This window comes from Methylophilus sp. UBA6697, assembly GCF_002454655.1.
In the GTDB taxonomy this organism is placed as follows: domain Bacteria; phylum Pseudomonadota; class Gammaproteobacteria; order Burkholderiales; family Methylophilaceae; genus Methylophilus.
This window is the reverse complement of the sequence record NZ_DKJH01000049.1, coordinates 84,809-94,488: the sequence shown is the minus strand read 5'-3', so window position 1 is coordinate 94,488 and position 9,680 is coordinate 84,809. Positions and strand designations below refer to the sequence as shown.

At 48.5% G+C, this 9,680-nt stretch carries 10 protein-coding genes; 8 read left to right on the top strand and 2 right to left on the bottom strand.

Annotated features, from left to right (window positions below; genetic code table 11):
- The 8 genes from B3355_RS13235 to cheZ all read left to right on the top strand — a co-directional run.
- Nucleotides 1–204, top strand: a 204-nt coding sequence (locus B3355_RS13235) for a hypothetical protein (protein ID WP_292784794.1), incomplete at its 5' end; no start/stop codon positions are given.
- A gap of 138 nt (nt 205–342) precedes the next feature.
- Nucleotides 343–2,910, top strand: coding sequence for a methyl-accepting chemotaxis protein (locus tag B3355_RS13230; protein ID WP_292784791.1), 2,568 nt, complete (start codon nt 343–345; stop codon nt 2,908–2,910).
- Nucleotides 2,911–2,963: 53 nt separating this feature from the next.
- A complete protein-coding gene (fae, locus tag B3355_RS13225) occupies nt 2,964–3,671 on the top strand; it encodes a formaldehyde-activating enzyme (protein WP_019882312.1) in 708 nt (235 codons plus the stop codon).
- Nucleotides 3,672–3,715: 44 nt separating this feature from the next.
- Nucleotides 3,716–4,615, top strand: coding sequence for a CheR family methyltransferase (locus B3355_RS13220; protein ID WP_019882313.1), 900 nt, complete (start codon nt 3,716–3,718; stop codon nt 4,613–4,615).
- Nucleotides 4,612–5,220, top strand: a complete 609-nt coding sequence (gene cheD / locus B3355_RS13215) for a chemoreceptor glutamine deamidase CheD (RefSeq protein WP_019882314.1) — start codon at nt 4,612–4,614, stop codon at nt 5,218–5,220. Before B3355_RS13220 ends, cheD begins: the two co-directional genes overlap by 4 nt.
- Nucleotides 5,221–5,246: 26 nt before the next feature.
- Nucleotides 5,247–6,317 (top strand): protein-glutamate methylesterase/protein-glutamine glutaminase, encoded by a 1,071-nt coding sequence (locus B3355_RS13210; RefSeq protein ID WP_019882315.1) that lies wholly within the window; start codon nt 5,247–5,249, stop codon nt 6,315–6,317.
- Nucleotides 6,318–6,428: 111 nt separating this feature from the next.
- Nucleotides 6,429–6,827, top strand: a complete 399-nt coding sequence (gene cheY, locus B3355_RS13205; RefSeq protein WP_019882316.1) for a chemotaxis response regulator CheY — start codon at nt 6,429–6,431, stop codon at nt 6,825–6,827.
- A 2-nt stretch (nt 6,828–6,829) separates the two neighbouring features.
- Complete coding sequence (cheZ, locus tag B3355_RS13200; protein ID WP_024931256.1) at nt 6,830–7,510, top strand: protein phosphatase CheZ; 681 nt, start codon at nt 6,830–6,832, stop codon at nt 7,508–7,510.
- A gap of 50 nt (nt 7,511–7,560) precedes the next feature.
- On the opposite strand, the gene B3355_RS13195 is transcribed toward cheZ, so the two are convergent.
- Both B3355_RS13195 and B3355_RS13190 read right to left on the bottom strand, forming a co-directional pair.
- Complete coding sequence (locus B3355_RS13195; protein ID WP_019882318.1) at nt 7,561–7,941, bottom strand: DUF779 domain-containing protein; 381 nt, start codon at nt 7,939–7,941, stop codon at nt 7,561–7,563.
- A 108-nt stretch (nt 7,942–8,049) separates the two neighbouring features.
- Entirely contained in the window at nt 8,050–9,570 is a 1,521-nt protein-coding gene (locus tag B3355_RS13190; RefSeq protein ID WP_019882319.1) for an aldehyde dehydrogenase family protein, read from the bottom strand.
- Between the last annotated feature and the right edge of the window lie 110 nt (nt 9,571–9,680).

Below are 9,680 nucleotides of genomic sequence, written 5' to 3'. Positions count from 1 at the left end.
AGAGTTTTAACTAGCTTCAACATAAAAAACCGGCTGCTTATTCAGCCGGTTTTTTTATATCTGCTTCCAGGCATCCTGCTGCTAGCCCTTGTAACACGCCACTCTGGCCATTACGCACATTTGAATTTCTTTAGGGTTGCAATTACAGCAAAAGAGCCGAGATTCCCCTTTTTACAGGCAATTCAATTCGGGCTTGAATGTTGAATAATCACCAACATAGGCCAAGAAACAAAACAAACAGGCCAGTAACCGGGATTTGGAATCAATTAAGGAGTGGCAAGCATGTCCTCACCATCGTTAAATGGATTGACGTTGAGTACATTGGCGGGAAAATTTTCTCACATGAAACTAAAGTCACAGTTGGGCTTGATGCTGGCTGTCCTTGGTTCAGGCATTGTCACGACCAGCTACCTGGATAATTTAGGCGATCGCGAATTAGCGATTCATGGCGCGCATTATCAGCAAATCATTAATCATAAAGACTTGATTGCCGATGTATTGCCGCCGCCTGAATATCTGATCGAATCCTGGCTCACCGTGCTTGAAATGGTGTCTTTAAACAACCAGCCGTTGCAAGCGCTGGTGGATAAAGGCAACACACTGAAAAAATCCTTTGAAGAGCGCCACACTTATTGGCAAACCCAACTGCCAGAATCCACTTTGAAAAGCAGTGTGATTGGCCCTTTGTTTGAAAGTGGCAATCAATTTTTCAACGTGCGTGATAACGAAGTGATTCCTGCTATCCGTAGTGGTGACAAAAAGCAAATTGATCAGGCACTGGAAAGATTGCAGGCTGCGTATCAAAAGCATAGACTGGCAGTTGACGCTGTAGTCAAACAGGCCAGTGATGGTGCGTTACGTATAGAGCAACAAACGCCGGTATTGATTAACCACAATGAGTGGGTTAATTATGGCCTGAATATTGGCCTGATTCTGTTCACTGTGGCGGTGGGTTCGTTATTGATAGGATCTATCAGACGCAATGTGGGTGGTGAAACTTACGAAGCGTTAGAGGCGGCCAAAGGCATTGCCAACGGCGACTTTAGTAGCAGTTCAGAGTTGCACGCGAACAGCGATGATAATGTGATTCACGCTTTAAACCAGGCAAAAGCGACCTTGCGCACATTGGACCAGCAGATGACTTATGTCGTGGCTGAGCATGCCAAAGGCAACATCAAGGCAGTGATTGATGTTGACAAGTTTAGCGGTGAATATTGCAATATGGCGCAGGATATTAATCGCATGCTGACTATGCATGCCGATATTCTGCACAAAACCAGCCAGTCCATGCACTTGCTGGGGCAAGGTAATTTTGGCGCCCAGCTGGAGTCGCTACCAGGCGATTTAAATGCCTTGAATGTCAGCTTTGACAGCTTGAAGAATAACGTTAAAACACTGATTTCAGATATGGCGCAGGTTTCTGCGGCCCATGCCCAGGGTGAGATTGATGCCTTGCTGGATATCAGCCAGTTTGATGGCGACTTTAAAGCAGTGGCAGAAGGCGTGAACCACATGGTGACGGCCTATGTCAGCGATACAGAGAAGTTTATTGCGGTGATGGACAATATTGGCCGTGGCGACCTGACAGTACAACTGGAAGCCATGCCTGGCCAGAAAGCCGCCATGAACAAGAGCGTAGACCGCATCCGCGGTAACCTGAAAGGCATCGTCGACTCTGTTAACTGGGTCAATGCCGAGCATGAAAAAGGCAATATTGACATGACCTTGCGTGCAGATATGTTTAAAGGCCAGTTCTCCGTGCTCGCTGCCAGCATCAACCAGATTGTGGCCGGACACATTGAATTGAACCAAAAAGCCATGGCCTGTGTGCAGGCGTTTGGCGATGGCGACTTTGACGCGCCATTAGAGCGTTTTCCTGGCCAAAAAGCCCAAATTAATCAAACCATTGAACAAGTACGCAGTAATTTGAAAGCATTGAATGCCGATGCGCAAATGCTGGCAGAAGCTGCGCGTGAAGGCCGTGTGACTGTGCGCGCCAATGCCGCGAAACACCCTGGCGATTATCGCAAAATTGTTGAGGGCATGAACCAGACGCTGGATATGATCGTTGAGCCAGTGCTGACCGTGAAAGCGGCTGCCGAGTCTATCAATATTGCTGCCAAGGAAATCGCACAAGGCAATGCCGATCTCAGCCGTCGTACTGAAGACCAGGCCGCTAACCTGGAGAAAACAGCTTCCAGCATGGATGAACTGGCCTCAACCGTAAAACAGAATGCTGATAACGCCAAACAGGCCAATCATCTGGCTGTACAAGCCTCAGAAGTGGCGGTGAAGGGCGGCGAAGTGGTCAATGCGGTGGTAAGCACCATGAGTGATATCAACGAAAGCGCACGCAAGATTGAAGACATTATTTCTGTCATCGACAGCATTGCTTTCCAGACCAATATCTTGGCGCTGAATGCGGCCGTGGAAGCAGCGCGTGCCGGTGAGCAGGGTCGAGGCTTTGCGGTGGTAGCCAACGAGGTGGGTAATTTGGCCCAGCGTTCGTCAGTCGCCGCGCGTGAAATTAAAGAGTTGATTAACGATTCCGTTAACAAAACGGCAGAGGGTAGTCGCCAGGTAGAAGAAGCCGGCAACACCATGCATGAAATTGTGGATTCTGTGAAACGCGTCAGCGTCATTATCGGTGAGATCGCTTCGGCGTCTAACGAGCAAAGTGCAGGCATTGCCCTGGTAAACGATGCCGTGATTCGCATGGATGATGTGACGCAACAGAATACTGCCTTGGTAGAACAAGCTGCCGCAGCGGCTGAATCGCTCATGGATCATTCAAATGAGCTGGCAACGGCTGTCGGTGTATTTATTGTGGATGGGCACGCAAAAGTGTCCGGCCATCAAGTTGGAAATGCGGGCTGGGGCGAATCATATCGCCAGGTCAGCAACGGTTAGGGCGGTTGCTATCGTCCTTTAATAAGTAGTACTTTTTATCAGGAGTTAAAAAAATGGCTGTGATTGATCGAGTGTTAATTGGTGAAGGTTTGGTTATCGAGGATCGCCCAGAGGGTGGCCTGGATTTGAAAAATGTGGCGCACATTGACTTAATTATGGGCCCACGCGGTAGCGCTGCAGAAGACGCATTTTGTCGTACGCTCACCGACCAAAAACAAGGGGTAAACGGTTTATTGGCGATTGCAGCGCCAAACATGATGGTAAAACCAAACACAGTGATGTTTAACAAAGTGACCATCAAAGATGGCCGTCAGGCAACACAAATGTTTGGCCCGGCGCAACGTGGCGTAGCGATGGCAGTGATGGATTGCGTTGCTGATGGCACGATTCCACTGGAAGAAGCAGATGACGTGTTTATTTGCGTTGGCGTATTCATTGACAGCAAAGCTGACATGGATGACCGTATCCAGGACTGGAACTATCGCGCAACCAAAATCGCGATTAAAGCCGCTGTTGCCCGTGAGCCTAAAGCCGCTGATGTGGTGAAACAATACAAAGAAGCCTTGCATCCATTTGCAGCGCAAACACCAGAAGCACAAAACCGTCGTGCTGATGACCAGTCTGCTGCATTGGCGATCTCTCAAATGCAAGAGCGCAGCAAATATGCACGCACGAGCGCTGAAGCCAAAGCCAAAGAAGAAAAGCAGGTTGAATTGGCTATTGCACAAATGAAAGATCGTATCGATACAACAAAGGCTTAATTTCCGGCCAATGTTAACCCAACGGATTTGCATAGGATAACGAAGTGAGTGCATTGAAAAAACAAGAACAGGAAGAGCGCGAGTTTTTGTTTACGCGCGATGATTTCGTCAGAATTAAAAGCCTGATTTATCGCCATGCAGGCATTTCATTATCCGATGCAAAGACCGATATGGTGTACAGCCGTATTGGTCGGCGTTTGCGTGCATTGGATATGCTCAGCTTCAAACAGTATCTGGACACGTTGGAAAAACATAATAATGCAGATGAGTGGCAGGCATTTACCAATGCACTGACCACGAATCTGACCTCATTCTTTCGGGAAGAGCATCACTTTCCGATATTAGCAGAACATTTGACCAAGCTTGCCGCACGCAAGCTGGCAAAACCGATCCGCATCTGGTGTTCAGCCGCATCGACCGGGGAGGAACCCTATTCGATCGCCATCACTGCATGCGAAGCGTTTAATACACTCAAGCCACCGGTTGAAATTATTGCCACTGACATTGACACCAATGTGCTGGCAACCGCCGCGGCGGGGGTTTACCCTCTGGATCGTATCAAGAAAATGGATGATGCCAGAGTACGCAAGTTTTTTGAAAGAGGCACCGGCAAGCACGATGGACTGGTGCGTATGAAGAAGGGCCTGCGTGAGTTGATTCATTTCCATCAGCTCAATTTGCTGGATACACAATGGCCATTTAACGATGGTTTTGACATCATCTTTTGTCGTAACGTCATGATTTATTTTGACAAGCCGACACAAGGCAAAATTATTGATAAGTTTGTCACCCTCATGCATGAAGACAGCTTGTTGCTGGCCGGACATTCGGAAAACTTTTTGTATGTTTCCGATCACCTGCAACTGTTAGGAAAAACCGTCTATAAATTAAAAACCAGTGGCGCGGCACGTTCCAGCCTGTTTACGCATCGGAAATCGACATGAGTGTCATGCAAGAAGAAATTTCAAACACCCTGTATTTTGACAGGACGTTTAACACCAACGCCGCCAAAATCTCGCCAGGGGAGTATTACTACACCGATAAAGACATGCTGATCGTCACCGTGCTTGGCTCGTGTGTGTCTGCCTGTATCCGTGACAGCCGGACCGGCATTGGCGGCATGAATCACTTTATGTTGCCGGAAGGTGGCAGTGCGGATAAAGACAGCCCGGTATCAGAATCTATGCGTTATGGCACTTATGCCATGGAGGTGTTGATTAACCAGCTATTGCGTAATGGCGCCAAGCGTGAAAATCTCGAAGCCAAAATTTTTGGCGGCGGCAATGTCTTGCGCAGCTTTACCACCAATAACGTCGGTGACCGCAATGCGGCTTTCGTGAAAAAATACCTCAAGGAAGAGGGCATTAAAGTGACCGGTGAAGACTTGCTGGATATTTATCCGCGCAAGGTCTATTTTTTTCCAAAAACCGGCAAGGTGTTGGTTAAAAAACTGAAACAACTGAACAACTACACATTGGTCAAACGCGAACAAGCTTACTCAAGCAAGTTGCAGACAAACGATGTGGGTGGGGATATCGATTTGTTTTAATAATAATTAAAAAAAGAGGACATGCCATGAAAACAAAAGTACTCGTCATTGATGACTCTGCGTTAATACGCAGCCTGCTGAGCGAAATTATCAATGACACCAAGGATCTGGAAGTGGTGGGCACTGCACCGGATCCGCTGGTTGCGCGAGAAATGATCAAGCAACTTAATCCGGATGTGCTGACGCTGGATGTGGAAATGCCACGTATGGACGGCCTGGATTTTCTGGAAAAGCTCATGCGTTTGCGCCCGATGCCAGTGTTGATGGTATCTACGCTGACTGAAAAGGGGTCAGAGATCACATTGCGCGCGTTGGAGCTGGGTGCAACAGATTTTGTGACCAAGCCTAAAATGGGGATTTCGCAAGGCATGCAACAGTATGCTGATGAAATTACAGACAAAATCCGTACGGCCTCCAGAGCGAAAGTCAGTACCTTGCAAAGCATTGCCAAAGCCTCTAATACACAGGTGCAGCAAAATGCGATCCGCAACCCACTCATCAGTAGTGAAAAGTTATTGATTATTGGCGCCTCTACCGGCGGTACAGAGGCGATTAAGTCAGTGTTGATGCAAATGCCATCTGATTGCCCGGGTATTTTGATTACCCAGCATATGCCGGCAGGATTTACTAAGTCTTTTGCCGAGCGCTTAAATACCTTGTGCAAAATTGCGGTTAAAGAGGCGGTAGATGGCGAACGTGTGCTGCCAGGCCATGCCTATATTGCACCAGGTGATAAACATCTGTTGCTGGGCAGAAGCGGCGCCAACTATGTGACCAAGCTGTCAGACAGTGAGCCGGTGAATAGACATAAGCCTTCAGTCGATGTATTGTTTGATTCTGCAGCGACCAATGCGGGTAAGAACGCAGTGGGGATTATCCTGACCGGCATGGGCAAGGATGGGGCGGCAGGGATGTTGCGCATGAAAAATGCCGGCGCCTATAATTTCTCGCAAAATGAAGAAAGCTGCGTAGTGTATGGCATGCCGCGCGAGGCAGTCGCGCACGGTGGCGTCCATGAGGTAGGTCATTTGAAAGACCTGCCACGAATGGTGCTACATTATTTAGCTACTAATAGTGAACGTGCCCTGCGTGTTTAACGTAGTGGTGAACAAACAGACAATTCCCGGTTTTATCGACAATAGCATTGTGCATCACATGTCAGATAATCAATGCTACGGGATAGGTAACTAATGATAGTGGAGTAACAAATGGGCAACCCTAATACAAAATTTCTGGTAGTGGACGACTTTTCCACCATGCGTAGAATCGTACGTAACCTGCTCAAGGAGTTGGGTTATAACAATGTGGAAGAGGCCGAAGATGGCGCGGATGCATTGAACAAATTGCGTAATGGTGATTTTGAGTTTGTAGTGTCTGACTGGAATATGCCGAACATGGATGGTTTAACCATGTTGCAGAATATTCGTGCAGACAACAAATTATCCAAGCTGCCGGTATTGATGGTCACGGCCGAAGCGAAGAAAGAAAACATTATTGCGGCGGCACAAGCGAAAGCCAATGGTTATGTGGTGAAACCATTTACGGCCGCTACCCTGGAAGAGAAATTATCCAAAATCTTTGAAAAATTGGAAAAAGGCGAGGTGTAACCATGACCGAAGCTGTCAATCCGAATCAGGACAATCTTGTCGTGGACATTGCTTCCACCATGATGCAAGAGCTGAACGGAAATCAACAAGAAGAAATGATCAGCCGTATTGGCCACATGACACGCTCATTGCATGACAATTTGAGCGGATTGGGCTACGACAAGGTGCTGGAGCAGGTGGCTCAGGAGATTCCTGATGCGCGTGACCGCTTGAGTTATGTCGCAAAAATGACAGAGCAGGCCGCAGAGCGTGTGTTAAATGCCACAGACCAGGCGACACCGCTGCAGTCTGAATTGGCGGACCGTGCGACTGCGTTAAAACAGCGCTGGGAAGAGGTAATGCAACGCGCATCGCTGAAATCAGAATATGATGCCGTGGTGCAAGAAACATTGGCTTATTTATCACTGGCCAACGAGCATACCACCACGACTAAATCGTTGTTGATGGATATTATGATGGCGCAGGACTTCCAGGATCTGACCGGCCAGGTGATTAAAAAAGTCACTAGCCTGGCACAAGACCTGGAAAGGCAATTGGTGCAAGTGCTGGTGGACTTTGCACCGCCAGTCAAAAAAGATGATGATTCCTTGCTGAATGGCCCACAAATCGACCCGCATAATACCGTGGACGTCGTGGCTAACCAGGAGCAGGTGGATGACCTGTTGGACAGCCTTGGCTTTTAAGTGCTACAGCGATGGTCTACAAAAAAGGCATCTCACGATGCCTTTTTTATTTATTGAAATCCAATGCGCTGTTCTGGCTGAAGTGCGGCTAATTCGTCATCGGAATACAAGCGGCCACGCGTAATAAAAGCCATACCGCTACCACAATCAAGCGAAAATGAACCACTGGAACCCGGCATGGCATCCAGAATGGTATGCGTGCTGTGCATAAAGCTGAAATGGCTATCGCTCATGTAAAAAATAGCGCCGCCTGGTAACTCACCCAGCTTGACGTCTGCCGGACTAGGCCGGAACTCTGCGGCTGGCAGGCACATAGGCCCGCTACCTTCACAGCAGCCACCAGACTGAAAAAACACGATAGGGCCATGTTGTGCGGTGAGTTGCTCAATCAGCGCCACTGCGGACGGTGTTGCAGAAACACGCTCTGTCATTATTCTTCCCCCGTTAATATTTGCATGATGTGATTATAGATAAAAAAAGGAGCGAAAAATTCGCTCCTTTTTCTAAGCCGTTATATTCGTCAGGCATTTACCCGGCAATTAGAAGAATCCTAATTTTTTCGGGCTGTAGCTGACCAGCATGTTTTTGGTTTGCTGATAATGATCCAGCATCATTTTGTGCGTTTCACGGCCGATGCCAGACTCTTTGTAGCCACCAAATGCCGCATGCGCTGGATACGCATGGTAACAGTTGGTCCATACACGGCCAGCTTTAATACCACGGCCCATACGGTAAGCACGGCTGCCATCACGCGTCCATACTCCTGAGCCCAGGCCAAAGATGGTGTCGTTCGCAATGCTTAAGGCTTCTGCTTCGTCTTTAAATGTCGTCACTGCCAATACCGGCCCGAAAATTTCTTCCTGGAAGATACGCATTTTGTTGTGGCCTTTGAACAGTGTTGGCTTGACATAGTAGCCTTCTGCCAAATCGCCGCCCAACACATTACGCTCACCGCCACACAGCAGTTGCGCGCCTTCCTGGCGACCGATGTCCATGTAAGACAAGATCTTGTTCACTTGATCCTGGGAAGCTTGTGCGCCGATCATGGTATTTGGATCCAGCGGATTGCCTTGCTTGATGGCGGCCACGCGTGGCAATACACGTTCCATAAACTTGTCGTAAATGGATTCTTGAATCAATGCACGGGAAGGGCAAGTACAGACTTCGCCCTGGTTAAAGGCAAACAACACTAGGCCTTCAACGGCTTTATCCAGGAAGTCATCGTCAGCTGCCATGATGTCTTCAAAGAATACGTTAGGCGATTTACCGCCCAACTCCAGGGTGGCCGGGATCAGGTTGCTCGCCGCGGCTTGTGCAATGTAGCGGCCAGTGGCGGTAGAGCCAGTAAAGGCAATTTTGGCGATACGCTTGCTGGTAGACAATGGTGCGCCCACTTCGCGGCCAAAACCGTTGACGACGTTGATCACCCCAGGTGGCAGCAAATCTGCAATCACTTCCATCAAAATCAGCAGGCTGATAGGGGTGAACTCTGCTGGCTTCATGACCACCACGTTACCCGCTGCAACGGCCGGTGCCAGTTTCCAGGCGGCCATCAGGATAGGGAAGTTCCAAGGAATAATTTGGCCGACAACGCCCAGTGGCTCGTGGAAGTGGTAAGCCACGGTATTTTCATCTAGCTCACTGATGCTGCCTTCTTGTGCGCGCAAAGCACCGGCAAAGTAGCGGAAGTGGTCTGCGGCCAATGGAATATCGGCATTCAGTGTTTCGCGGATAGGTTTGCCGTTATCTACGGTTTCTGCAGTCGCAATCAGCTCAAGGTTCTGCTCAATGCGGTCAGCAATCTTCAACAATAAGTTAGAACGTTCAACCACTGAGGTTTTACCCCATTTGTCCGCCGCCGCGTGTGCAGCGTCCAACGCCAGTTCCACATCTTCAGCACTGGAACGTGCAGCTTGGGTATATGGCTTGCCGGTAATTGGTGAAATCGCATCAAAATACTCACCTTTAACCGGTGCTACCCATTTGCCACCGATAAAGTTGTCATACTTGGCTTTGTATGGGACTTTTACACCCATCGCTTTTAAAAGGTCCAAACTCATAGTTACTCCTGTACTTTTTGTATTAGTGTCGTAGCAGAACTGCTCTCCAAACCGCTTACATCAAATCGCAACTAGATATCGCGATAAACATCCGTTAACACCTTATTTTA